24 protein-coding genes are annotated in these 22868 nt (G+C 67.1%); 13 read left to right on the top strand and 11 right to left on the bottom strand.

Annotated elements, in window-relative coordinates:
* Window positions 1-24: 24 nt before the first annotated feature.
* Window positions 25-996 carry a tRNA (adenosine(37)-N6)-dimethylallyltransferase MiaA gene (miaA, locus tag ACE3QC_RS02780; RefSeq protein ID WP_374405581.1) on the bottom strand — a complete coding sequence of 324 codons (972 nt, stop codon included), beginning with the start codon at window positions 994-996 and terminating at the stop codon, window positions 25-27.
* On the opposite strand from miaA, the gene serB reads away from it, so the two are divergent.
* Together serB and ACE3QC_RS02790 are read left to right on the top strand one after the other, a co-directional pair.
* On the top strand, window positions 989-1873 hold the full coding sequence (gene serB, locus ACE3QC_RS02785) for a phosphoserine phosphatase SerB (RefSeq protein ID WP_374405582.1): 885 nt from the start codon (window positions 989-991) through the stop codon (window positions 1871-1873). The genes miaA and serB overlap by 8 nt on opposite strands.
* A 75-nt stretch (window positions 1874-1948) precedes the next feature.
* Window positions 1949-2788 carry a Coq4 family protein gene (locus ACE3QC_RS02790; protein WP_374405583.1) on the top strand — a complete coding sequence of 280 codons (840 nt, stop codon included), beginning with the start codon at window positions 1949-1951 and terminating at the stop codon, window positions 2786-2788.
* Here ACE3QC_RS02790 and ACE3QC_RS02795 read toward each other — a convergent pair.
* The 3 genes from ACE3QC_RS02795 to ACE3QC_RS02805 all read right to left on the bottom strand — a co-directional run bounded on the left by ACE3QC_RS02795 (window position 2785) and on the right by ACE3QC_RS02805 (window position 6207).
* The gene (locus tag ACE3QC_RS02795; RefSeq protein WP_374405584.1) at window positions 2785-3264 is read right to left on the bottom strand and encodes a hypothetical protein; all 480 of its coding nucleotides are present in this window, start codon (window positions 3262-3264) and stop codon (window positions 2785-2787) included. The two genes, ACE3QC_RS02790 and ACE3QC_RS02795, sit on opposite strands and share 4 nt — an antisense overlap.
* 71 nt (window positions 3265-3335) lie before the next feature.
* Window positions 3336-5516, bottom strand: coding sequence for a phosphoribosylformylglycinamidine synthase subunit PurL (purL, locus tag ACE3QC_RS02800; protein WP_374405585.1), 2181 nt, complete (start codon window positions 5514-5516; stop codon window positions 3336-3338).
* Window positions 5517-5526: 10 nt separating this feature from the next.
* A complete protein-coding gene (locus tag ACE3QC_RS02805) occupies window positions 5527-6207 on the bottom strand; it encodes a hypothetical protein (protein ID WP_374405586.1) in 681 nt (226 codons plus the stop codon).
* Window positions 6208-6308: 101 nt separating this feature from the next.
* On the opposite strand from ACE3QC_RS02805, the gene ACE3QC_RS02810 reads away from it, so the two are divergent.
* The 9 genes from ACE3QC_RS02810 to tgt all read left to right on the top strand — a co-directional run bounded on the left by ACE3QC_RS02810 (window position 6309) and on the right by tgt (window position 13850).
* Window positions 6309-6560: an exodeoxyribonuclease VII small subunit gene (locus ACE3QC_RS02810; protein ID WP_374405587.1), complete on the top strand. Its 252-nt coding sequence runs from the start codon at window positions 6309-6311 to the stop codon at window positions 6558-6560.
* Window positions 6560-7468 (top strand): polyprenyl synthetase family protein, encoded by a 909-nt coding sequence (locus ACE3QC_RS02815; RefSeq protein WP_374405589.1) that lies wholly within the window; start codon window positions 6560-6562, stop codon window positions 7466-7468. The genes ACE3QC_RS02810 and ACE3QC_RS02815 overlap by 1 nt, the downstream gene beginning before the upstream one ends.
* The gene (coaD, locus tag ACE3QC_RS02820) at window positions 7465-7992 is read left to right on the top strand and encodes a pantetheine-phosphate adenylyltransferase (protein ID WP_374405590.1); all 528 of its coding nucleotides are present in this window, start codon (window positions 7465-7467) and stop codon (window positions 7990-7992) included. Before ACE3QC_RS02815 ends, coaD begins: the two co-directional genes overlap by 4 nt.
* A gap of 76 nt (window positions 7993-8068) precedes the next feature.
* Window positions 8069-8815, top strand: a complete 747-nt coding sequence (locus tag ACE3QC_RS02825) for a peptidylprolyl isomerase (protein ID WP_374405591.1) — start codon at window positions 8069-8071, stop codon at window positions 8813-8815.
* 36 nt (window positions 8816-8851) lie between these two features.
* On the top strand, window positions 8852-9880 hold the full coding sequence (queA, locus tag ACE3QC_RS02830; RefSeq protein ID WP_374405592.1) for a tRNA preQ1(34) S-adenosylmethionine ribosyltransferase-isomerase QueA: 1029 nt from the start codon (window positions 8852-8854) through the stop codon (window positions 9878-9880).
* A 58-nt stretch (window positions 9881-9938) separates the two neighbouring features.
* Window positions 9939-10892, top strand: a complete 954-nt coding sequence (locus ACE3QC_RS02835; RefSeq protein WP_374405593.1) for an ABC transporter ATP-binding protein — start codon at window positions 9939-9941, stop codon at window positions 10890-10892.
* The gene (locus tag ACE3QC_RS02840; RefSeq protein ID WP_374405594.1) at window positions 10889-11653 is read left to right on the top strand and encodes an ABC transporter permease; all 765 of its coding nucleotides are present in this window, start codon (window positions 10889-10891) and stop codon (window positions 11651-11653) included. Before ACE3QC_RS02835 ends, ACE3QC_RS02840 begins: the two co-directional genes overlap by 4 nt.
* Before the next feature lie 20 nt (window positions 11654-11673).
* A complete protein-coding gene (locus ACE3QC_RS02845; RefSeq protein WP_374405595.1) occupies window positions 11674-12723 on the top strand; it encodes a YdiY family protein in 1050 nt (349 codons plus the stop codon).
* Window positions 12723-13850: a tRNA guanosine(34) transglycosylase Tgt gene (gene tgt / locus ACE3QC_RS02850; RefSeq protein WP_374405596.1), complete on the top strand. Its 1128-nt coding sequence runs from the start codon at window positions 12723-12725 to the stop codon at window positions 13848-13850. The genes ACE3QC_RS02845 and tgt overlap by 1 nt, the downstream gene beginning before the upstream one ends.
* A gap of 72 nt (window positions 13851-13922) precedes the next feature.
* Here the strand turns inward: tgt and rpsD are convergent, their stop codons facing one another.
* A complete protein-coding gene (rpsD, locus tag ACE3QC_RS02855) occupies window positions 13923-14537 on the bottom strand; it encodes a 30S ribosomal protein S4 (protein WP_374405597.1) in 615 nt (204 codons plus the stop codon).
* 206 nt (window positions 14538-14743) lie between these two features.
* On the opposite strand from rpsD, the gene ACE3QC_RS02860 reads away from it, so the two are divergent.
* Window positions 14744-15055: a chorismate mutase gene (locus ACE3QC_RS02860; RefSeq protein ID WP_374405598.1), complete on the top strand. Its 312-nt coding sequence runs from the start codon at window positions 14744-14746 to the stop codon at window positions 15053-15055.
* Here the strand turns inward: ACE3QC_RS02860 and ACE3QC_RS02865 are convergent.
* Genes ACE3QC_RS02865 through rpiB form a run of 4 tightly spaced genes read right to left on the bottom strand, consistent with a single transcriptional unit; the run spans window position 15052 to window position 18423 of the window.
* Window positions 15052-16191: a TrmJ/YjtD family RNA methyltransferase gene (locus ACE3QC_RS02865; RefSeq protein ID WP_374405599.1), complete on the bottom strand. Its 1140-nt coding sequence runs from the start codon at window positions 16189-16191 to the stop codon at window positions 15052-15054. The two genes, ACE3QC_RS02860 and ACE3QC_RS02865, sit on opposite strands and share 4 nt — an antisense overlap.
* The gene (gene nrdR, locus ACE3QC_RS02870) at window positions 16184-16663 is read right to left on the bottom strand and encodes a transcriptional regulator NrdR (protein ID WP_374405600.1); all 480 of its coding nucleotides are present in this window, start codon (window positions 16661-16663) and stop codon (window positions 16184-16186) included. The genes ACE3QC_RS02865 and nrdR overlap by 8 nt, the downstream gene beginning before the upstream one ends.
* Window positions 16664-16669: 6 nt before the next feature.
* On the bottom strand, window positions 16670-17974 hold the full coding sequence (glyA, locus tag ACE3QC_RS02875) for a serine hydroxymethyltransferase (RefSeq protein ID WP_374405601.1): 1305 nt from the start codon (window positions 17972-17974) through the stop codon (window positions 16670-16672).
* Between the two features lie 8 nt (window positions 17975-17982).
* Entirely contained in the window at window positions 17983-18423 is a 441-nt protein-coding gene (gene rpiB / locus ACE3QC_RS02880; protein ID WP_374405602.1) for a ribose 5-phosphate isomerase B, read from the bottom strand.
* 192 nt (window positions 18424-18615) lie between these two features.
* On the opposite strand from rpiB, the gene ACE3QC_RS02885 reads away from it, so the two are divergent.
* The gene (locus ACE3QC_RS02885) at window positions 18616-18885 is read left to right on the top strand and encodes a PepSY domain-containing protein (protein WP_374405603.1); all 270 of its coding nucleotides are present in this window, start codon (window positions 18616-18618) and stop codon (window positions 18883-18885) included.
* A gap of 51 nt (window positions 18886-18936) precedes the next feature.
* Here the strand turns inward: ACE3QC_RS02885 and rpoD are convergent, their stop codons facing one another.
* Together rpoD and dnaG are read right to left on the bottom strand one after the other, a co-directional pair.
* Window positions 18937-20976 carry an RNA polymerase sigma factor RpoD gene (gene rpoD / locus ACE3QC_RS02890; RefSeq protein WP_374405604.1) on the bottom strand — a complete coding sequence of 680 codons (2040 nt, stop codon included), beginning with the start codon at window positions 20974-20976 and terminating at the stop codon, window positions 18937-18939.
* A gap of 10 nt (window positions 20977-20986) precedes the next feature.
* A complete protein-coding gene (gene dnaG / locus ACE3QC_RS02895) occupies window positions 20987-22855 on the bottom strand; it encodes a DNA primase (protein ID WP_374405605.1) in 1869 nt (622 codons plus the stop codon).
* Window positions 22856-22868: the final 13 nt, after the last annotated feature.

Below are 22868 nucleotides of genomic sequence, written 5' to 3' on the forward strand. Positions count from 1 at the left end.
AGACATAAAATGCCATGTCAAGGCCTAATCACGTAATAATAATGCGAAATTGTCCTCAATATCACCCGATATCGTCTCCATGCGGTTCCATTCTTGCGGGGGCTGATGGCGGAACCAAGTATACTGCCGCTTGGCGTAGCGGCGTGTCGCTTGCCGTCCAGCCTCGATGGCCTGATCGCGCGAAAGCTCGCCGTTCAGCAGTGCCGCGATCTCGCGTACGCCGATCGCGCGCATGACGGGTAGCGCCGGGTCCAGCCCTCGCGCGAGCAACGCCTCCACCTCCTCGGTGGCCCCCGCATCCATCATTATCGCAAACCGCCGGTCGCAGCGTTCGTAGAGCCAGCTTCGCTCCGGCAGGAGAACCAGCGGGTGGAGGTCGACCGCATCGCCGATCCCGCCTTCGCGATGCGCCTGCCAGTGCGCTAACGGCTTGCCGGTAGAACGAACCACCTCCAGCGCGCGCGCGATGCGCGTGGTGTCGGCAGTGGCAAGCACGGCGGCGCGTGCCGGATCGAGGCGCGCCAGATCGGCATAAGCTTCGACCACCGGCATCGCGCGTACTTCTACGCGCACGGCAGGGTCGATCGGCGGGATGGGCGCGATCCCGTCGAGCAGGGTGCGCAGGTACAGCCCGGTGCCGCCGACGAGGATCGGCACGGCGCCCTCGTCGTGCAGCGCCGCGATCTCAACCTTTGCGCGTGCAGCCCAGTCGGCTGCGGAGCAAGCCTGCGCCCCGTCCCACGCGCCGAACAGGCGATGGGGAACCCCTTTCATTTCCTGCTCGGAAGGCCGCGCGCTTAGCACTCGCAGGTCGGCATAGGCCTGTGCGCTGTCCGCGTTGATAACCGCCGCCGGGCGTCCGCGCGCAATCAACGTCTGCGCCAGCCGCACGGCCAGATCGCTCTTGCCGCTCGCGGTCGGCCCTGCGATGAGCGCGACCGGCTTCTTTGGCGGCGACCGCCTGCCGTCGGAACTCGGAGAATTATCGGTGCTCATCGCCCGGCTGATAGCAGACCCGGCCGAACTGGAAACGCGCCTCGACCGCGCGACCGCCGCGCTGGAGGGCGAGGGGATGCGCGTGGCGCTGGCCCAGATGCTCGATTTCTGCGGCGACGTGCTCCAGATCGGCCTGCCCGAAGGTGACGCCACGACGCTGCGCCGCGTGCTCGACGAGCATTTCGCGCCCGCCGATGTGCTCGTGTCCGAAGCCGAGATCGCGGTGCCCGAACTGTTCGTGTCGGACATGGATTCCACCATGATCGGGCAGGAATGCATCGACGAACTGGCCGATTTCGCAGGGCTGAAAGATCGTGTTGCCGCGATCACCGAACGCGCGATGCAGGGCGAACTCGACTTCGCCAGCGCGCTGGCCGAGCGGGTCGGGCTGCTCGCGGGGCTGGGCGAGGATGCGATCGAAACCTGCCTTGCGGAACGCATCCGCCCGGTCGCGGGTGCGGCAACGCTGGTCGCTACGTTGAAGGCGAAGGGGTGCCGCACGGTGCTGGTAACGGGCGGCTTCCATCACTTCGCCGATCCGGTGGCGGAGCGGATCGGCTTCGAACACGTCGTCGGCAACCGGCTCGCGGTGGCGGACGGCAAGCTGACCGGCGCGCTCGTGGGCGCGATCACCGACAGCGCGGTGAAGGAACGCGTGCTACGCGAGGAGGCGGCGCGCATCGGGTCCGACGCCACGAGCCTCGCTGCCGGCGACGGGGCGAACGACATTCCGATGCTGCAGGCGGCGACCTGGGGCCTCGCCTATCGCGCCAAGCCCAAGGCCCGCGCCGCCGCCGACGGCTGGGTCGATCGCGGCGACCTGACCGCGGTGCTCGACCTGTTGGGCGTGCCGCGCGAGGAATGGGTACGGGGTTGAGGCGCGCGCCGATTAACTTTCAATTTGCAACCGATCGTCTATACTGACAGCAGTGTCAGTCCAGGACTCGCTGCGATGAACGAGACCCACGCCCTTCTTCAAGCCGATAGCAACGCCGCCTGCGCGGCCGACGGGACGGTGTTCCGCAACCCCGTGCGGCCGCAGCCGAAGCGCGACGTGGGCAAGGCGCTGCATCACTTCCGCGAGCTCATCAAGGACAAGGAAGACACCGAGCAGGTGTTCCACATCTACGAGGCGCTGCCGTCGAAGGATTTCCTGCCGCGCGCCCGCGCGCTGACGCTGAGCGAGCACGGCGAGGCGTTGCGCGCGAGCGAGCCGTTCCTGCCGCCGATCCTCGACAACCATGCCGCCTTGCGCAAGCTGCCGCGCGGGAGCGTGGCGCACGCCTATTGCGACTTCATGGAGCGCGAGGGGCTGACCGCCGCCGGGCTGGTCGCCGAATCGGACAAGATGGGGCGGCCCAAATACGGCGACCTGATCGAATGGTACGGCTTCCGCCAGCGCGATACGCACGACCTGATGCACGTGCTGACCGGCTACGGCCGCGACGCGCTGGGCGAACAGTGCGTGCTGCTGTTCACCCACGGGCAGAGCCCGAGCCACGGACACCTGCTGTTGGGCTATGCCGGGGCGCTGAACATCAAGAAGCAGGTGAAGAGCCGCGCGCCGGTCTATCGCGCGGTGCGCGAGGCGCATCGCATCGGCAAGGCGTGTCCGCCGATCGCGGAGATGCCGATCCGCGAACTCTTGGCGATGGACCTGATCCACGCGCGCGAAGTCCTGCGGATCACCGAGCCGGTGTGGTACGCGCGCTGCCACGAAGTGTGGCGCAGCGAGGGCGTCGATCCCTACGACCTGCTCGGCAAGGCGATGGCGGAGAAGCTCGCCGCCTAGCCCGCGCGTCGCGAATAGGCGCGCGCCGTCAGCCACGCGATCGGGATGCCGACGAGGATGCAGTGGGAGAACAGCGCGTTGCCCACACTCCACGCCACTTCGCCCGCGCTCTTGCCGACCCACGTGGCGGGCGGCCAGTAGTCGGGCCAGCGCAGCGGGCGGACGATCCAGTACATGATCGCCCACAGCAGCAGGCCGTAAAGCAGCCCGGCGACGATCGGGTGGCGGAGCAGCGCGGGGAACCGGGGCGCGATGGCGACGTATGCGGCGGCCATCGCCAGCATGATCGCGAAATGCGTCAGCAGCCCCAGCGGCGCGCCCGCTGCGCTCTGGAACATGCCGTCGCCGAACGGTCCGCTGGCGACGAATTGCAGCACTTGCAGCGGGGTGACGCCCGCCATGCCCGCGAACACGAAGGCGGAGAGGATGTCGAGCGTCCCGGCGATCAGCCAGGCCAGCAGTATGGTGCGCGGCATGAGGCGCTCTCCCGATTATGCCGCCGGTTTATACCACTTCGTTCGCCGGGGGAACGGGCGAGCGCCACGCCTCAGCCTTCCATCCAGTCGCGGAAGAAGGCGTGATGGGCTTCGCGTAGCGAGGTGAGCGCAACGCCCGCCACGCTGTCGCCGCCGACGGTGCCGATCCGGTGCATCGGGATGCCTGCCGCCTGGATCTGCTCGGCATTGGCGCTGGTGACGACGTAGCGGCCCTGATCCTCGCCGAACGCGGTCACGTGGTCGCCGATTTGCTCCAGAGTACAGCCGATATTGCCCGCGAGCGCCATTTCGGCGAGCGCGACCAGTAGGCCGCCGTCGGACACGTCGTGGACCGCGGTGACCAGCCCTTCGCCGATCAGCTTGCGGACGAATTCGCCGCGCTCGCGTTCCTTGGCGAGATCGACCGGCGGGGCCTCGCCCGCTTCGTGTCCGTGCAGTTCGCGCAGCCACAGCGACTGGCCCAAGTGGCCGTTGTTGTCGCCGATCACGAAGATCGCGTCGCCTTCGCCCGCAAAGCCGATCCGCGCCATATGCGCGTAATCCGCGATCACCCCGACGCCGCCGATCGCGGGGGTGGGGAGGATCGCGCTGCCACCGCCGGTCGCCTTGCTCTCGTTGTAGAGGCTGACGTTGCCGCTCACGATCGGGAAATCGAGCGCGCGGCAGGCGTCGCCCATGCCTTCGAGGCAGCCGGTGAGCTGCGCCATGATCTCGGGCCGCTGGGGGTTGGCGAAGTTGAGGCAATTGGTCACCGCCAGCGGGCGCGCGCCGACCGCGCAGAGGTTGCGATACGCTTCGGCGATCGCCTGCTTGCCGCCTTCGTAGGGGTCGGCGTAGCAATAGCGCGGGGTGCAATCGGTGGTCATCGCCAGCGCCTTGCGCGTGCCGTGGACGCGGACCACCCCCGCATCGCCGCCGGTCTGGAGCGTGTCGGCGCCGACCTGGCTGTCGTATTGCTCCCAGATCCACTTGCGCGAGGCGAGGGCGGGGCTGGCCATCAGCTTGAGCAGGTCCGCGCCAAGATCGGTGCTGGCCGGCACCTCGCCGAGCAGGGCGACGTTCGCCCACGCCTTGTAATCCTCGCGGCTCATCGCGGGCCGATCGTAGAGCGGCGCGTCGGCGGCAAGCGGGCCGAGCGGGATGTCGCAAACGACCTCGCCGCCGAATTCAAGCACCATGTGCTGCGTATCGGTGACTTCGCCGATGACCGCGAAATCGAGTTCCCACTTGCGGAAGATCGCCTCGGCCTCGGCCTCGCGACCGGGCTTGAGGACCATCAGCATGCGTTCCTGGCTCTCGCTCAGCATCATCTCGTAGGGCGTCATGCCCTCTTCGCGACAGGGCACCTTGTCCATGTCGAGCCGGATGCCGGCCTTACCGTTCGTCGCCATCTCGACGCTGGAGGACGTGAGACCCGCCGCGCCCATGTCCTGGATGGCGACGATCATGTCGGTCGCCATCAGTTCCAGGCACGCCTCGATCAGCAGCTTTTCGGTGAACGGATCGCCGACCTGCACGGTGGGGCGCTTTTCCTCGGCGTCCTCGCCGAAGTCCGCGCTCGCCATCGTCGCGCCGTGGATGCCGTCGCGCCCCGTCTTGGAGCCGACGTAGACGATCGGATTGCCGACGCCGGTGGCGGCGGAATAGAAGATCCGGTCGGCATCGGCGACGCCCACCGTCATCGCGTTGACGAGGATGTTGCCGTCGTAGGCCGGGTGGAAGTTCGTCTCCCCGCCCACGGTCGGCACGCCGACGCAATTGCCGTAGCCGCCGATCCCCGCGACCACGCCTTTGACGAGATGCTTCATCTTCGGATGATCGGGGCGGCCGAAGCGCAGCGCGTTCATGTTCGCGACGGGCCGCGCGCCCATCGTGAACACATCGCGCAGGATGCCGCCCACGCCCGTCGCCGCCCCCTGATAGGGTTCGATGTAGCTCGGGTGGTTGTGGCTCTCCATCTTGAAGATCGCTGCCTGCCCGTCACCGATGTCGATCACGCCCGCGTTCTCACCCGGGCCGCAGATCACCCACGGCGCCTCGGTCGGCAGCTTCTTCAGGTGGATGCGGCTGGACTTGTAGCTGCAATGCTCCGACCACATGACCGAGAAGATACCGAGCTCGACGAGGTTCGGCTCGCGCCCCAGCGCATGGAGCACACGCTCGTATTCCTCGGGGCTGAGGCCGTGCTGTTCGACGACTTCGGGGGTGATCGCGGACTCGGGTGTTGCCATGCGCGCGCCCTTAGCGTCGCCAGGTCGGCACCGCCAGTCCCACCTCGCGCCGGTGCCAGCGCGTGTTGCCCGTCCAGTAAGCGGCCCAGGTCGCGACGCCGAAGGCCGCCAGCACGCTCAGGTACAGGATCGGCCCCGCCGATTCGGGCGGCGGGCCGAACCAGTTGATCGCCTGCAGCGCCAGCAGGAGCGCGATCAGGATCAGCGGCGGCGCGACCGGCCCCTTGGTCCGCCGCACGTAGAGCGCGAAGGCGGCAAGCACTAGGCCGGTTTCCAGCGGCATCGCGATCGCCGGGTGGTTCCACAGGCCGAAGCCGAGATAGGGCGCCTCGCCCGCCAGCGTCAGGTCCGGCCGGTGGAACAGCAGGTCGAGGAACCAGTGCGACATGACCACCGCGCCGCCGATTGCCGCGGTCAGCAGGTCGCGCCGCCACACCAGCAGGATCAGCGCGAAGGCCAGCGCCCAGATCGCGCTGCCGGCCAGGCTGTGGGTATAGGGCATGTGGTAGAGATCGAGCGGGTTCATCGCGGTCGCGCCCGGTTCGATCCGCAGCCGCTCCACCCCAACCATCGCCAGTGCGAAGAAGCCCCAGTCCACCAGTTGCGCGGCGATGAACAGCGTGCCGAGCTTGGGCGCGCGCTTGTGCGCGGCGGCCGCGACGAAGGCGGCGGACCAGTGCCCTATCAACATGCGCGCACCGCGGCTGCCGCAAAGCCTGCTGTCGTCATCCCCGCCCCCTCGTCGAGAGGCAACTTGACCAAGCGGGGGGCGACGGTCAATGCTCGATCGCGATGACGCAAGCTGCCCCAGATATCGCCGGAATGAGTTTCGAGGACGCGCTGAAGGCGCTCGAGGAGATCGTGAGGAAGCTGGAGGGGGGCGAGGTGCCGCTTGACGATTCGATCACGCTCTACGAGCGCGGCGAGGCGCTGCGCCGCCATTGCCAGGCACGGCTCGACGCGGCGCAGGCGCGGATCGAGAAGATCGTGACCGGGCCCGACGGGCAGGCGCGCGCCACCGCCCCGTTCGACGCGGAAGGCTGATGCAACTGGTGGGGGGCACCGCCGACCTGCTGCCCGATGCGCTGGCGCGCATCCGGCAGGATGTGGACACGGCGTTCGACCAGCTCCTCCCCGTGCCCGAGGATACGCGCGCCCGGCTGGTGGAGGCGATGCGCTACGCCGCGATCGACGGCGGCAAGCGCGTGCGTCCGCTGCTGCTGACCGCGACCGCCGCGATGTACGGCGTATCGCGCCAGACCGCGGTGCGCACCGGCTGCGCGGTGGAGGCGATCCACGTCTATTCGCTGATCCACGACGACCTGCCGTGCATGGACGACGATGCCCTGCGCCACGGCAAGCCGACGCTGCACAAGGCGTTCGACGAAGCGACCGCGGTGCTGGCGGGCGATTCGCTGCACGCGCTGGCGTTCGAGATCCTCTCCATGCCCGATCTGGTGAGCGACCCCTTTGTGCGCGGCGAGCTCGTCGCCACGCTGGCGGGCGCGAGCGGGATGGGCGGCATGGCGGGCGGCCAGATGATGGACATGGTCGCCGACGAGCAGGACTACGACCTCCACGCGATCACCCGGCTGCAACAGCTCAAGACAGGCGCGCTGCTGGGTGCGGCGGTGGAGATGGGCGCCATCCTCGGCCGCGTGCCGCCCGAGGGGCGCGGGCACCTGCGCAACTATGCGCGCGACATCGGCCTCGCCTTCCAGATCGCCGATGACCTGCTCGACCGCGAGGGGGACGAGGCGCTGGCGGGCAAGGCGCTGCGCAAGGACGACGAACAGGGCAAGCAGACCTTCGTGACGCTGATGGGCGCGGACAAGGCCCGCGACCAGGCCGCCGCGCTGGTGGAGCAGGCCATCGGCCACCTCGCCCCGCACGGCAGCGAGGCCGACCTGCTGCGCGCGCTGGCAAGGTTTATCGTGGAGAGAGACAGGTGAGCGACACGGATTTCGCGGAACGCATCGGCGTCTATCCCGGCACGTTCGATCCGATCACGCTCGGCCATGCGGATATCATCCGGCGAGGCGCGAAGCTGGTGGACCGGCTGATCGTGGGGGTCACCACGAACCCGTCGAAGAACCCGATGTTCGAGCCGGACGAGCGGATGGACATGGTCCGCCGCGAGGTCGCCGCCTTGGGAATCGAAAACGTCGAGGTCGTCGGCTTCAACGCGCTGCTGATGAAGTTCGCGCGCAAGCAGGGTGCCAGTGTGATCGTGCGCGGGCTGCGCGCGGTCGCCGATTTCGAATACGAATACCAGATGGCGGGCATGAACCAGCAGATCGACGCCGAGATCGAGACGGTGTTCCTGATGGCCGACGTCTCGCTCCAGCCGATCGCTTCCAAGCTGGTGAAGGAAATCGCGCTGTTCGGCGGCGATATCGCGCCCTTCGTGAGCGATGCGGTGAAGGCCGAAGTCGCCGCGCGGGTGGCCAAGATGGGGCGGCTCGGCGATTACTGAACCGCATCATTCATTGAACCGACAGTCCCCCGGCGCTAGAGGCGCCCCTTCGATTTACCTGACATACGGATTGCTCATGTTCAGACGCCAAATTGCCGCCGGCGCACTGCTGGCGCTGGTTTCCGCCCCGACCATCGCCGCCGCGCAGGACGCGCCGGAGCAGGACGAGCCGAGATCGGCCGAAGTCGACCGGGCGGAAAAGGGCCTGGAGGAAGCCATGGCCGAATCCACCACGGCCGCGACGGTCTACGAACAGATCGACTACGACGTCACGCACGACCCCGAAAACGTGCTGCTGCTCGACTTGTCGAACGGGCAGCGGATCCCGATCCGGCTGATGCCGAGTTGGGCGCCGAACCATGTCGAACGGATCAAGACGCTGACGCGGCAGGGGTTCTATGACGGGGTGATCTTCCACCGCGTGATCGACGGGTTCATGGCGCAGACCGGCGACCCCACGGGCACCGGGCAGGGCGGATCGGACCTGCCCGACCTGGCGGAGGAGTTCAACCCGATGCCGCACGTGCGCGGCACCGTGGCGATGGCCCGCGCGCAGGCGGAAGACAGCGCGAACAGCCAGTTCTTCATCGTGTTCTATCCGCGCTTCAGCCTCGACAAGCGCTACACCAATTTCGGCCGCGTGATCGGCAACATGGCGGGCGTGGACACGATCGAGCGGGGCGAGCCGCCGGCCAATCCGACGCGCGTCCTTCAGGCCTCGATCGCGGCGGACAACAAGCCCCAGGCGATGCCGCAGCCGGTGGCTCCCGCTCCCGCCGAAGCGATCACCACCGACATGCTGAACGCGCCGATCGAGGAATGATCCTTCCCGCTGGGGAGGATGGCGTAGCGGCCCGCCATGCGCGTTGACCTGTTCGATTTCGACCTGCCGCAAGACCTGATCGCGCTGCGCCCCGCTGTGCCGCGCGATGCGGCGCGGATGCTGGTGGCGTGCGGAAACAAACCGTTCGCCGACCGCACGGTGCGCGACCTGCCCGACACGCTCGAACCCGGCGACGTGCTGGTGTTCAACGATACCCGCGTGATCCCCGCCCAGCTCGAAGGGCTGCGCGGGGAGGCGCGGATCGGGGCGACGCTGCACAAGCGGATCGACCTGCGCCGTTGGCAGGCCTTCGTCCGCAACGCCAAGCGTGTGCGCGAGGGGGACCGGATCGTGTTCGGCGCTGGGGTCAGCGCGATCGCCGAAGCGCGCCATGCCGATGGCAGCCTGACGCTGGCGTTCGAGGGGGAGGAGCCGGTCGAGGTGCTGCTCGAGCGGGCAGGCCGGATGCCGCTGCCACCCTATATCGCGGGCAAGCGCGAAACCGACGCGCGCGACCGCGAGGATTACCAGACGATGTTCGCCGCGCGCGACGGGGCGGTCGCCGCGCCGACCGCCGCGCTCCACTTCACGCCCGGCCTCATGGCGGCGCTGGCCGAACGCGGTGTCGCAACCGAGACGCTGACGCTCCACGTCGGCGCGGGCACCTTCCTGCCGGTCAAGGCGGAGGACACGCGCGACCACGCAATGCACGCCGAGTGGGGACGGATCGAAGCCGATACCGCGGAGCGGCTCAACGCCGCCCGCGCTGCGGGGCGCCGGGTGATCGCGGTCGGCACCACGAGCCTGCGCCTGCTCGAAAGCGCGGCAGGCGAGGACGGCACGATCCGCGCCTTCGCGGGCGACACCGCGATCTTCATCACCCCGGGCTACGCCTTCCGCGCGATCGACGGGCTGATGACCAATTTTCACTTGCCCAAATCGACGCTGTTCATGCTGGTGAGCGCGCTGATGGGCCGCGAGCGGATGCAGGCGGCCTATGCCCATGCGATCGCCGCGAAGTACCGGTTCTACAGCTACGGCGATTCCTCGCTGCTCCTGCCGTAACGGCGGGCGCGCTTTTGCGCTTGGCAATCGTGCTCGCCGTCCCCAAATTCCGGCGCGCATGGACAACATCTCCGACCCCATTCTCGACATCCGCGGGCTGACCAAGGTCTATTCCGGCGGGTTGAAGGCGCTCGACAGCGTCGATCTGCAGATCCGGCGCGGCGAGATCTTCGCGCTCCTCGGCCCCAATGGTGCGGGCAAGACCACGCTGATCGGCGCGGTCTGCGGGATGGTGCGGATCAGTTCGGGCACGATCGAAGCGTTCGGCGAGGATCTGGGTCGCCACTGGCGCAGCGCGCGCCAGCGGATCGGGCTGGTACCGCAGGAACTGGGCTTCGACATGTTCGACACGGTGGAGCGGCAGGTCGGCTATTCGCGCGGCCTGTTCGGGCGCGCGCCCGATCCCGAGCGGATCGAGGAGGTGCTGCGTTCGCTCAGCCTGTGGGACAAACGGAGCGAGGAAATCCGCAAGCTTTCCGGCGGCATGAAGCGCCGCGTGCTGATCGCCAAGGCGCTCGCGCATGATCCCGAACTGCTGTTCCTCGACGAGCCGACCGCGGGCGTCGACGTCGAACTGCGGCGCGACATGTGGCGCCAGATCGGCATGTTGCGCGAACAGGGCGTCACCGTGATCCTGACCACGCACTATATCGAGGAGGCCGAGGAAATGGCCGATCGGGTGGGTATCATCAACAAGGGGCAGCTGCTGCTGGTGGATGAGAAGGACGCGATGATGAAGCGCCTCGGCCGCACCGAAGCGCACTTCGCGCTCGCCGCGCCGCTGGCGGAAATCCCCGCGGCGCTCGCCGACTATCCGCTGACGCTGACCGACGATGGCCGCACGCTGTGCTACCGCGGCGGCGACGGCACGGGGAAGGGCAAGGAGGAGGTCGCGGCGGTCGCCACCGCGCTGGTCCGGAACGGCATCACCTTCACCGCGCTGGAGCAGAAGGAATCGAGCCTGGAAGACATCTTCGTCGACCTGGTCGAGCAGCAGGGGCTCGCGGCATGATAAACTGGCGCTCCACCCTCGCGATCTACCGCAACGAACTGTCGCGCTTCCGCCGCACGGTGTTCGGCTCGATCGTCTCGCCGGTGCTGACCACCAGCCTCTACTTCATCGTCTTCGGCGCCGCGATTGGCGGGCGGATCAACGAAGTCGGCGGAGTCGGCTACGGCGCGTTCATCGTGCCCGGCCTGCTGATGCTGACGTTGCTTTCGGAAAGCACCAGCAACGCCAGCTTCGGGATCTACATGCCGAAGTTCACCGGAGCGATCTACGAGTTGCTCTCGGCCCCTGTAGGCGTCGCGGAGACCCTGCTCGGTTTCGTCGGCGCGGCGGCGACCAAGAGCCTGATCCTCGCCGCGATCATCCTCGGCACGGCACTGCTGTTCGTCGACTATACCATCGCGCACCCGGTCTTCGCCCTGGTCTACATCATGCTCGTCGCGGCCAGCTTCTCACTGCTCGGCTTCATCCTCGGCGTCTGGGCCGAAGGGTTCGAGAAGCTGCAGATGGTGCCGCTGCTGATCCTCACGCCGCTCACGTTCCTGGGCGGCACGTTCTACTCGATCGACATGCTGCCGAGCCCGTGGGACAAGATCGCGCTGGCAAACCCGATCGTCTATCTCGTCAACGGGTTGCGCTGGACCTTTTACGGCCAGTCTGACGTTTCCATCGGGGTCTCGCTGGGCCTCACGCTGGCGTTCCTCGCAATTTGCGTGGCAGTCATCGCAGTGATCTTCCGGACGGGGTGGCGCCTGCGGACGTAACCGGTTACCCCGCCCCCGCCATGACGAAACGATCGCTCATTCTCGTAACCGCCGCCGCCGCTTTCGCCTCACCGCTGGCGGCGGGCCAATCAAAAGCCGAGCCGGGCCAGATCGCGTCGGCCGCGTTTCCGCTCGGTGAAATTGAGCCGGTGGTGGGTGCTCCACCGCGCGCCGATCAGGTTTCGAACGTCCCTCGCGGCGTGCGCGCCATGATCGACGCCGCAATGGCCACGGGTGACAAGGGCAAGATCGAAACCGTCCTCTCCCTCGCCAGCCAAACCACGCCCAATGGTGCGCCCGAGATCAAGGCGATCGAAACCGCCTGGCGCGCCGACGTCGCCGAAAAGGCCAGGCTCGCGCGCGAGGCGAACACGCGGCGGATTCGCGAGGCGAGCGTTCTCGAACTCTGGACCGGGGAAGGGCAGCTCGGCGGCTTCCATTCGACCGGCAACAGCAGCAACGTCGGGCTGTCGGCCGGTCTGAACCTCAAGCGGCAGGGCGAGGACTGGAGCCATGCGCTGCGCGCCACCGCCGATTACCAGCGCTCGAACGGCGTCACCAGCCGCGAGCAGTTCCTGTTCGCCTACGAACCGCGCTACCAGATCAAGGACGAACTGTTCGCCTACGGCCTCGCGCAATATGAACGGAACCCGATCCTCGGCTTCTCCAGCCGCTACGCGCTGTCGGGCGGGGTCGGTTACCAGATCGCCAGCAGCGGCCCGATCAAGCTCGCGATCAAGGCCGGCCCGGCCTTGCGCATGACCGATTTCGATCTCGCCGAGAACGAGACGCGGCTCGCCGCGCTGTTCGGATTCGATTTCGACTGGCAGATCGCCGAGCGTCTGGCGCTGACGCAGGACGCCAACATGGTCGCCGAGACCGGCGGCGCCGCGACGGTGATCGTCGATTCGACCCGGACCACGCTCAACCTCGTCACCGGGCTCGATGCGAAAGTCAGCGACCGGCTGCGTTCGCGCGTCACCTATACCGTCGATTACGACAGCAAGCCGCCCATCGGCCGCGATTCTACCGACGCAGTGACCCGCGTCACCCTTGTCTACGGTTTCTGATGCCCGCACCCCGGTTCGATTTCCGCGTCGATGCCGTCGACGGCAAGGCGCGCACGGGCGCGATCGCGATGCGACGCGGCGAAATCCGCACGCCCGCCTTCATGCCGGTCGGCACCGCCGCCACGGTCAAGGCGATGAAGCCGGAAACGGTGCGCGCGACCGGCGCCGACGTGATCCTCGGCAACACCTACCATCTGATGCTGCGTCCGGGCGCGGAGCGGGTGGCGCGGCTCGGCGGGCTGCATGACTTCATGAACTGGCCGCGCCCGATCCTGACCGACAGCGGCGGCTATCAGGTCATGAGCCTGTCCGACCTGCGCAAGCTGACCGAGGCGGGGGTCGAGTTCCGCAGTCATATCGATGGCGCGCGGCACATGCTGACGCCCGAACGCTCGATGGAAATCCAGCGCCTGCTCGGCTCGGACATCGTGATGGCGTTCGACGAATGTCCGCGTGCCGATCGCCCGCGCGACGAGATCGCCGCGAGCATGGAACTGTCGATGCGCTGGGCGAAGCGCAGCCGCGACGCCTTCGATGCCGGCGGCGCGCACGCCGAAGGCGCGGCGCTGTTCGGCATCCAGCAGGGGGCACTCGACGAGGAACTGCGGCGCCGGTCGGCCGAGGCGCTGACCGAAATCGGTTTCGACGGCTATGCGGTCGGGGGGCTTGCGGTGGGCGAGGGGCAGGAGGCGATGTTCGCCACGCTCGATTTCGCGCCCGACATGCTGCCCGCCGACCGGCCGCGCTACCTGATGGGCGTGGGCAAGCCCGACGACCTCGTCGGCGCGGTCGAGCGCGGGATCGACATGTTCGACTGCGTGCTGCCGACCCGTTCGGGCCGCAACGGGCAGGCCTTCACCTGGAACGGCCCGGTGAACCTCAGGAACGCGCGCCATGCGGAGGATAGCGGCCCGCTGGACGAGCGGTGCGCGTGCGAGGTGTGCAGCACCTACTCGCGCGCCTACCTCCACCACTTGCACAAGGCCGGCGAAATCCTCGGCGCTATGCTGCTGACCGAACACAACCTCGCGTTCTATCAACAGCTGATGCAAGCGATGCGCGCCGCGATCGGTGAAGGGCGTTTCGCTGCGTTCGCGAGCGATTTCCGGCGGGATTATCTGAGGTAGCGATTTCCCGTTCGCGAAAGCAAAAAGGGCGGCCCCGCGGGACCGCCCTTCGATTGCTTCGCTGTCGCTCGATCAGCGCGAGTAGAACTCGACCACCAGGTTCGGTTCCATCGTGACCGGATAGGGCACTTCGTCCAGCGTGGGCACGCGGGTGAAAGTGATCTTGTCGGTCCCGTCGGGCGAGACGTAGTCGGGGATGTCGCGCTCGGGCAGGCTCTGCGCCTCGATCACCAGCGCCATTTCCTTGGCCTTGTCGCCCAGGCTGATGACGTCGCCGACGTTCACGCGGCGGCTGGCGATGTTGCACTTCACGCCGTTGACGCGAATGTGGCCGTGGCTGACGATCTGGCGCGCAGCGAAGATCGTCGGCGCGAACTTGGCGCGATAGACGATCATGTCGAGCCGCTGCTCGAGCAGGCCGATCAGGTTCTGGCTGGTGTCGCCCTTCATGCGCGAGGCCTGCTGGTAGGTGGCCTTGAACTGCTTCTCGGTCACGTCGCCGTAGTAGCCCTTGAGCTTCTGCTTGGCGCGGAGCTGGAGGCCGAAGTCGCTCGTCTTGCCCTTGCGGCGCTGGCCGTGCTGACCTGGGCCATAGGAACGCTTGTTGACCGGGGAGTTCGGACGGCCCCAGATGTTCTCGCCCATCCGGCGGTCGAGCTTGTACTTGGCGCTCTTGCGCTTCGACATGTGTCGTATCCTTCGATTTGCTGTCGCCACCCCTGCGGCGGCGCTTCAACCCGGCATCGCCCGGCGGACCGTTCCGTCCGTCGCGGCCGCCGCTTCACCGGGATGCGGGGCCAAATTACGAAGGCGCGCCTTTAGCAGGATCGCGCGCGAGGTCAATCGCCGATGCGCGCTCGACAAATCGGCCCGCACGGGGCAGGGCGCGCGCCATGACCGACCAATTCAAGCTGCCCGAAAATTGCACCGACATGCGCGAGGTCCGCGTGGGCGTCGACACGACCGACCGCGAACTGATGGCGCTGCTCGATCGGCGCTTCGGCTACATGCGCGCCGCGGCGCGGATCAAGCAGGCGCGCGACACCGTGCGCGACGAAGGGCGCAAGGCGCAGGTGATCGAGAACGCGCAGGCGGACGCCGCCGAGCGCGGCCTTCCGGCGGAGAAAATCGCGCAACTGTGGGATGTTCTGGTCGAAACCTCGATCGCTTACGAGCTTGTCGAGTGGGATCGGCTGCGAAGTTAGTTCTCGCGCGGACGCCTTTCCAGGCTTGAGAGCACCCCGCGCATCGTGCGCACCTCCAGATGGTTCCAGCCCGGCTTGGTCAGCATCGTGCGCAGCGTGCGGCGCGTGGAGGCGGCGCGGCTTTCGGGGAGGAAATAGCCGCGCGGCTCGAGCATGGTTTCGAGCTGGGCGATCATGCCTTCCAGCTCGTCCTGAGAAGCCGGGGGTAGCAGATCCTCGCTGGTAGGTTGGACGAGATCGCGCGTTTTCGACCACTCATAGGCGCACAGGATCACCGCCTGCGCGAGGTTGAGCGAACCGAATTCGGGGTTGATCGGTACGGTCAGGATCGCGCGGGCGAGGGCGACATCGTCGGTCTCCAGTCCCGATCGCTCGGGCCCGAAGACCAGCGCGGAGCGCCCTTCGGCGGCCGCGATTTGGGCCGCGGCTTCTTCCGGCGTCACCACCGGCTTGGTCACGCCGCGCTTGCGCACCGTGGTGGCATAGACGTGCGCACAATCGGCCACCGCATCGGCCAGCGTGTCGTGAACCGCCGCGTTCTCGAGCACGGCGTCCGCCCCCGCCGCCGCAGGCCCGGCTTTCGGATTGGGCCACCCGTCGCGCGGGGCGACGAGGCGCATTTCGGTGAGTCCGAAATTGAGCATGGCCCGCGCCGCCTTGCCGATGTTCTCGCCGAGCTGGGGGCGGACGAGGACGATTATCGGCATTTCGCTGGCGGCCCTTCGAGACGGGCTTTCAGCCTGCGGCTTCAAGCCCTCCTCAGGATGAGCGGGAGTAATGTGACATATCCTTCCTGCCCGCTCATCCTGAGGAGAAGCCGAAGCCGCAGGCTGAGGTTTCGTCTCGAAGGACCGATGGCGCTTGGCCAGTCGTTGGACGGCTGCCCAATCTCCACGGATCAGCGCTTGCTTCTTTGCGCGCGACCAGCCCTTGATCTTGCGTTCAGCCTCGAACGCTTCATCCCGCGTGGGAAAATCGGCCGACCACACGAGTTCCACCGGCCGGCGCCTCGCTGTGTAGCCGCCCAGCGAGCCGTTCTGATGCGCTTCGATCCGTGGTTCCAGATCGTCAGTGTGGCCGACATAGTAGCTGCCGTCGGCGCAGCGCAGCATATAGGCGTAGAAATCCTCAGCCATCGCCGCCCACGTCCCGCACGGTGCTGGCGAATTCCTCGAAGTCCTTCGCTTCGCCGAAATCGCGGTAGACGCTGGCGAAGCGGATGTAGGCGACGCTGTCGATCTGGCGCAGGCCGTCCATCACCAGTTCGCCGATGCGGGCGGAGGGGACTTCGCTGTCGCCTGCCGTCTCCACCTGCCGCTGGATGCCCGAGATGAGCTGGTCGATCCGCTCCTGCTCGATCCCGCGTTTGCGGCAGGCGAGGGCGACCGAGCGTTCGAGTTTGGAGCGATCGAACGCCTCGCGCCGCCCGTTTTCTCCATCGGCACCGTTCTTCACGATCGTCACTTCGCGCAGCTGCACGCGCTCGAACGTGGTGAAGCGCGCGCCGCAGCTCGTGCACTGGCGGCGGCGGCGGATCGTCGAGCCGTCCTCGGTCGGGCGGCTGTCCTTTACCTGGCTGTCGTCATGCGCGCAGAACGGGCACCGCATCGCGGATCACATTCCGGGATAGACGGGGAAGGCGTCGCACAGCGCGGCGACCTTGCCGCGCACGCGCTCCTCGATCTGCGCATCGCCTTCGGGGCCGTTCTTCGCGAGACCGTCCACGACCTCGGCGATCAGCACGCCGACCTGACGGAATTCGTCGGGCCCGAAGCCGCGCGTAGTACCCGCGGGCGAGCCGAGGCGGACGCCGCTGGTGACGAACGGGCTGCGGGTGTCGAACGGGATGCCGTTCTTGTTGCAGGTGAGCCAAGCGCGATCAAGGCCCTTTTCCGCCGCCTTGCCGGTCACGTCCTTGGCGGTGAGGTCCACCAGCATCAGGTGATTGTCCGTACCGCCGGAAACGATGCGCAGCCCGTTGTCCTCCAAGCTGGCAGCCAGCGCCCGCGCATTCTCGACTACCGCGCGGGCGTAGGCCTTGAACTCGGGGCGCAGCGCCTCGCGGAAAGCGACCGCCTTGGCCGCGACGATGTGCATCAGCGGGCCGCCCTGCATGCCGGGGAAGACCGCGCTGTTGACCTTCTTCGCGATATCCTCGTCGTTCGTCAGCACCACGCCCGAGCGCGGCCCGCGCAGGCTCTTGTGCGTGGTGGTGGTCACGACATGTGCGTGGGGGAAGGGGGAGGGGTGCGCCCCGCCCGCGACGAGCCCGGAGAAGTGCGACATGTCGACCATCAGGTACGCGCCCACCGCATCGGCGATCTCGCGGAACTTCGCGAAGTCCCACTCGCGCGAATAGGCTGTGCCGCCCGCGATGATGAGCTTGGGCTTGTGCTCCTGCGCGAGCTTTTCGACCTGCTCCATGTCGAGCAGTTCGTCGTCCTTGCGCACGCCGTAGGGGATGGGATTGAACCACTTGCCGCTCATGTTGACGGGCGATCCGTGGGTCAGGTGCCCACCCGAGTTGAGATCCAGCCCCATGAAGCTGTCGCCGGGGGTCAGTAGCGCGAGGAACACCGCCTGGTTCATCTGGCTGCCGCTGTTGGGCTGGACGTTGGCGAACTGGCAGCCGAACAATTCCTTCGCCCGCTCGATCGCCAGCGTTTCCACCACGTCGGCATATTCGCAGCCGCCGTAGTAGCGCTTGCCCGGATAGCCCTCGGCATACTTGTTCGTGAACACGCTGCCCGCCGCCTCGAGCACGGCCTTGCTGGCGATGTTCTCGCTCGCGATCAATTCGATCTTGGTGCGCTGGCGCCCGAGTTCGTCCTTCACCGCCTGCGCGATTTCGGGATCGGCGGCAGCCAGATCGTCCTGCCAGAAGCGCTGCATGGGGTCGGCGGTGGCGGTGTCGGTCATCGATGTCCTCAAAGGCTGGCGGGGTTCGAAAGCTTGTCGACGCGGCGCTGGTGGCGGCCCCCGCCGAATTCTGTCGCGAGGAAGGCGGATACGCAGGCCTTGGCCATCTCGATCCCGACGATCCGCGCGCCCATCGCGATCACGTTCGCATCGTTATGCTCGCGCGCGAGGCTGGCGGAGAGCGGCTCGGCCACCAGCGCGCAACGCACGGCCGGGTTGCGGTTGACCGCGATCGAGATGCCGATGCCCGAGCCACACAGCGCAATCCCGCGCTCTGCCGTGCCCTCGGCGACGACGGCGGCGAGCTTGTAGCCAAAATCGGGATAGTCGACGCTGTCGTGGCTGTCCGGGCCGAGGTCGGCGACTTCGTGCCCCTCCTCGATCAGCCACTCGCGCAGGGCCGCCTTCATCTCAATGGCGGCATGGTCGGATGCAATGGCGATACGCATGGCGCGGCCCATAATGAAATCGCCCGCGCTGTGCCACCCGCAAAGCGCAACTCTTCCTCAGCGCGCGCCGGATGCGGAGCGGGGAACCGGACCCAAGGCCGAAGCATTCGGTTCATGCGTACCGGGCCCCTCTGGCGATCGCATCCGCGGTCGCGATGTCGGACGTATCCTTCAAGATGGAGAACCTTACCGATGAAATTGCTCGCGATACCCGGCGCGGCGCTGATGCTTGCCGTCGCCGCCCCCGCTCTGGCGAATGATCGCCCGCCCACGGAAACCGAACGTGCCGCGTTGACCGAAGCGCTGAAGGCCGCGGGTTTCGTGTCGTGGGAGGAAATCGAGCTCGACGACGACGGCCCGTACTGGGATGTCGACGACGCGCGCACGGCCGACGGCAAGCGCTACGACCTGAAGCTTGCTCCCGAAACGCTGAAGATCATCAGCCGCGAACTCGAAGACTGATACGGGCTTGGCCAGGACAAAAAGGCCCCGCAGTGCGGGGCCTTTTTTATGTCACTGATCCAAGAAGCTGCGCATCTTGCGGCTGCGGCTCGGGTGCTTGAGTTTGCGCAAGGCCTTGGCCTCGATCTGGCGGATGCGTTCGCGGGTGACCGAGAACTGCTGGCCGACTTCCTCCAGCGTGTGATCGGTGTTCATCCCGATGCCGAAGCGCATGCGCAGCACGCGCTCTTCGCGCGGGGTGAGGCTGGCGAGCACGCGGGTGACGGTTTCCTTGAGGTTGGACTGGATCGCGGCATCGACTGGGATGATCGCGTTCTTGTCCTCGATGAAATCGCCGAGGTGCGAATCCTCCTCGTCGCCGATGGGCGTTTCGAGGGAGATCGGCTCCTTGGCGATCTTCATCACCTTGCGGACCTTTTCGAGCGGCATGGAAAGGCGCTCGGCCATTTCCTCCGGCGTCGGCTCGCGGCCCTGTTCGTGGAGGAACTGGCGGCTGGTGCGCACCAGCTTGTTGATCGTCTCGATCATGTGGACCGGGATGCGGATCGTGCGCGCCTGATCGGCGATCGAGCGGGTGATCGCCTGCCGGATCCACCAGGTGGCATAAGTGCTGAACTTGTATCCGCGGCGGTACTCGAACTTGTCGACCGCCTTCATCAGCCCGATGTTGCCTTCCTGAATAAGATCAAGGAATTGCAGGCCTCTATTGGTATACTTTTTAGCAATCGAGATCACCAGGCGCAGGTTCGCCTCGACCATTTCCTTCTTGGCGATGCGCGCCTCGCGCTCACCCTTCTGGACCATGTTCACGATGCGCCGGAATTCCTCGAGGCTCATGCCCGTCTGGCTGGCGATATCGGAAATCTCGGTACGGATGCGCTCGACCGCTTCGGCTTCCTTCTCGGCGAAGGCGGCCCACTTCTTGTCCTTCTTCACGCGCGCGGTGAGCCAGGTATCGTCGAGCTCGTTGCCGATATAGGCGTCGAGGAAGTCGATCCGCTTCACCTTGTGCCGCTCGGCAAGGCGCAGCATCTGGCCACCTAACGCGGTCAGGCGACGGTTGAAGGCGTAGAGGTTGTCGACCAGGAACTCGATCTTGGTCGCGTGGAACTGCACGCTCTCGACCTCGGCGGTGAGATCCTCGCGCAGCTTCTCGTACTTCTTTTCCTTCGCCGCCGGAAACTCCTCGCCGCGGCCGAGCACGTCGACCCGTTCGGCCTGGAGCTTCTCGAACTTGCGGAACAGGTCGGTGATGCGCGCGAAGCGCTCGAGCGCGTCGGGCTTGAGCGCCGCCTCCATCTGGGCGAGCGACATCGTGTTGTCTTCTTCGTCGTCGTCCTCGCGCCGCTTGGACGAGCCGCCGTCCTCGCCCTCCTCGTCGTCGGAATCCTCTTCGTCCTCGACCTCGTCGTCCTCGCGGATCGAGGGGCCGGCGGTTTCCTCGGAGATTTCGCCGTCGTCGTCGTCGTCCTCGGCGCCATCCTGCATCTTGTCGACCGGCGGCTCCTTGGACAGCATCGCGTCGAGATCAAGGATCTCGCGCAGCTGCATTTCCTCGGCGTTGAGCGCCTCGGACCACTGGATGATCGCGTGGAAGGTGATCGGGCTTTCGCACAGGCCGATGATCATCGTGTCGCGCCCGGCCTCGATCCGCTTGGCGATGGCGATCTCGCCCTCGCGGCTGAGCAGTTCCACCGCACCCATCTCGCGCAGGTACATGCGCACCGGATCGTCGGTGCGCTCGGTCGTGGTGGCCTTCTTGGCGGCCGCGGCGGTCGCGGTTTTCTTCGCCGCCTTGGGCTCGTCGTCATCGTCGTCGCCGCCGATTTCCTCGACTTCGTTCTCGGCGTCCGCGTCGGCCTCGGCTTCCTCGTCGTTCTCGACGATGTTGACGCCCATTTCCGAGATCGCGGACATCACATCCTCGATCTGGTCGGTGCTCATCTGATCCTGCGGCAGCGCCTCGTTGAGCTCGTCCATCGTGACGTAGCCGCGCTTCTTCGCTCGCGCGATCAGCTTCTTGATCGAGGCCTCGTTGAGGTCGATCAGCGGCGCATCGTCGGTGTCGGTGTTCTTCGACTTGGTTGCCATGGAGGTGCGTTCAGTCCGTTTCTGCGCCAGTAGCGGGCCCTGTCTCCCGCGTGCGCGTTGAATCAGTTTGGGCCGCCGAAGCAGCCCGTCGGCTTGCCATTTGCCCGAGTCGCTGCTCGAATTCCAGCTTTCGTTTGAGCAACCGCTGCTGCTCCGCGAAAGCGCCTTCCGGGTCGGTTTCGAACCGCGCCGTCGCTGCCGCGAGGGCAGCCTCCAGCGCAGGCCTCTCGACCAGCAACGCCACGGCTTCGGCCAACTGTTCGCGCGCGACTTGCGGATCGATGCCTTCTCCGAGGAAGGCGAAGCGGGTATTATCCGGCGGCGCAACGGGACCGTCGAATGTCGATATGGGCAAATTCTCGCCCGGTTCAAGCATTTCGACCGCTTCGAGGATCGCGTCGATCGCGGGGCCGGACTTCAAATTGCGGGCGGCGAAGCGCCCCAACTGCTCCGAATGGCGCAAGGCCTCGTCGGGAAAACGCATCAGACCGGCGATCACGGCGGCGACCAACTGGTCGCGCGATCCCTGCCCGGCGCTTCGCAAGCGGCGCGCCGTGTCTGGCGAGAGCCGGGGAGGGGGCGGCTTGCGCCAGTCGCCCGCGCTGCGCTCGCGGCGGGGGAAGGCGAAAGCGGAAAACCGCTCTAGCAACTCACGCTTGTAGAGCGCGCGGATATCGGGGTGCTCGATCCGCTCGACGTGATCGATGAGCCGCTGCTTGAGGCCCGCCTTGTCCTCCGGCGTATTCAGCGGTTGTGCGGCGCGTTCGACGTCCCACAGCGTTTCGAGCAGGGTCGCCGGTTCGCCCAGCAGCTTTTCCATCGCGCCCTTGCCCTGCTTGCGCAGCAGGTCGTCGGGATCGAGGCCCGCCGGCAGGCGCACGATCGCCAGCGAATGCGCCGGGCGCAGGAGGGGGAGGGCGCGCTCGATCGCGCGCATCGCGGCCCGCTGGCCCGCCGCATCGCCGTCGAAGCACAACACCGGGGTTTCGACCATGCGCCACAGCAGCTCGATCTGTCGCTCGGTCAGCGCGGTGCCGAGCGGGGCCACCGCGTCCTCGAACCCGGCGGCGGCGAGCGCGATCACGTCCATGTAGCCTTCGACCACGATCATCCGCCCGCTCTGGCGCGAGGCGGGGCCGGCGCGGTGCAGATTGTAGAGCGTGCGCCCCTTGTCGAACAGCGGGGTGTCGGGCGAATTCAGGTACTTGGGCGCCTTGCTGTCAGCCTCGAGGATACGCCCGCCGAATGCGATCACCCGCCCGCGCGCGTCGTGGATCGGCAGCATCAGGCGGCTGCGGAAACGGTCGTAGGGATCGCGCTCCTCGACATCGATCCGCAGGCCCGCCTCGATCAGCATCGCCTCGTCGAACTGCTTGAGCGCGCCTTTCATCGCCTGCCGCTCGCCGGGCGCGAAGCCGAAGCCGAACCGCTCCACGGTGCGTGCGTTGAACCCGCGCCCTTCCAGATATCCGCGCGCCTTCGCGCCACCCGGCGCGGCGAGGTTGGCCGCGAACCAGTCCTGCGCCGCCTGCATCACGTCGTGCAGGCCCGCGCGCTCTTCGGCGCGCTGCGCCGCGCGCGGATCGGGCGCGGGGACCTCCATCCCGGCCTCGGCGGCAAGTTCCTTGACCGCGTCCATGAAGGAAAGGCCGCGCTGGTCGGTCATCCAGCGGATCACGTCGCCGTGGGCGCCGCAGCCGAAGCAGTGGTAGAACCCCTTTTCGTCGCTGACGGTGAAGCTCGGCGTCTTCTCGTTATGGAACGGGCAGCACGCCTTCCATTCTCGGCCCGCGCGCTGGAGCTTGGTCGTGCGCATGATGACGCTCGACAGCGTCACCCGCGCACGCAGTTCGTCCAGCCATTGGGGTGAGAGCGCCATGCACGATCAATGC

Source organism: Pelagerythrobacter sp., from assembly GCF_041912895.1.
Taxonomy (GTDB): domain Bacteria; phylum Pseudomonadota; class Alphaproteobacteria; order Sphingomonadales; family Sphingomonadaceae; genus Pelagerythrobacter.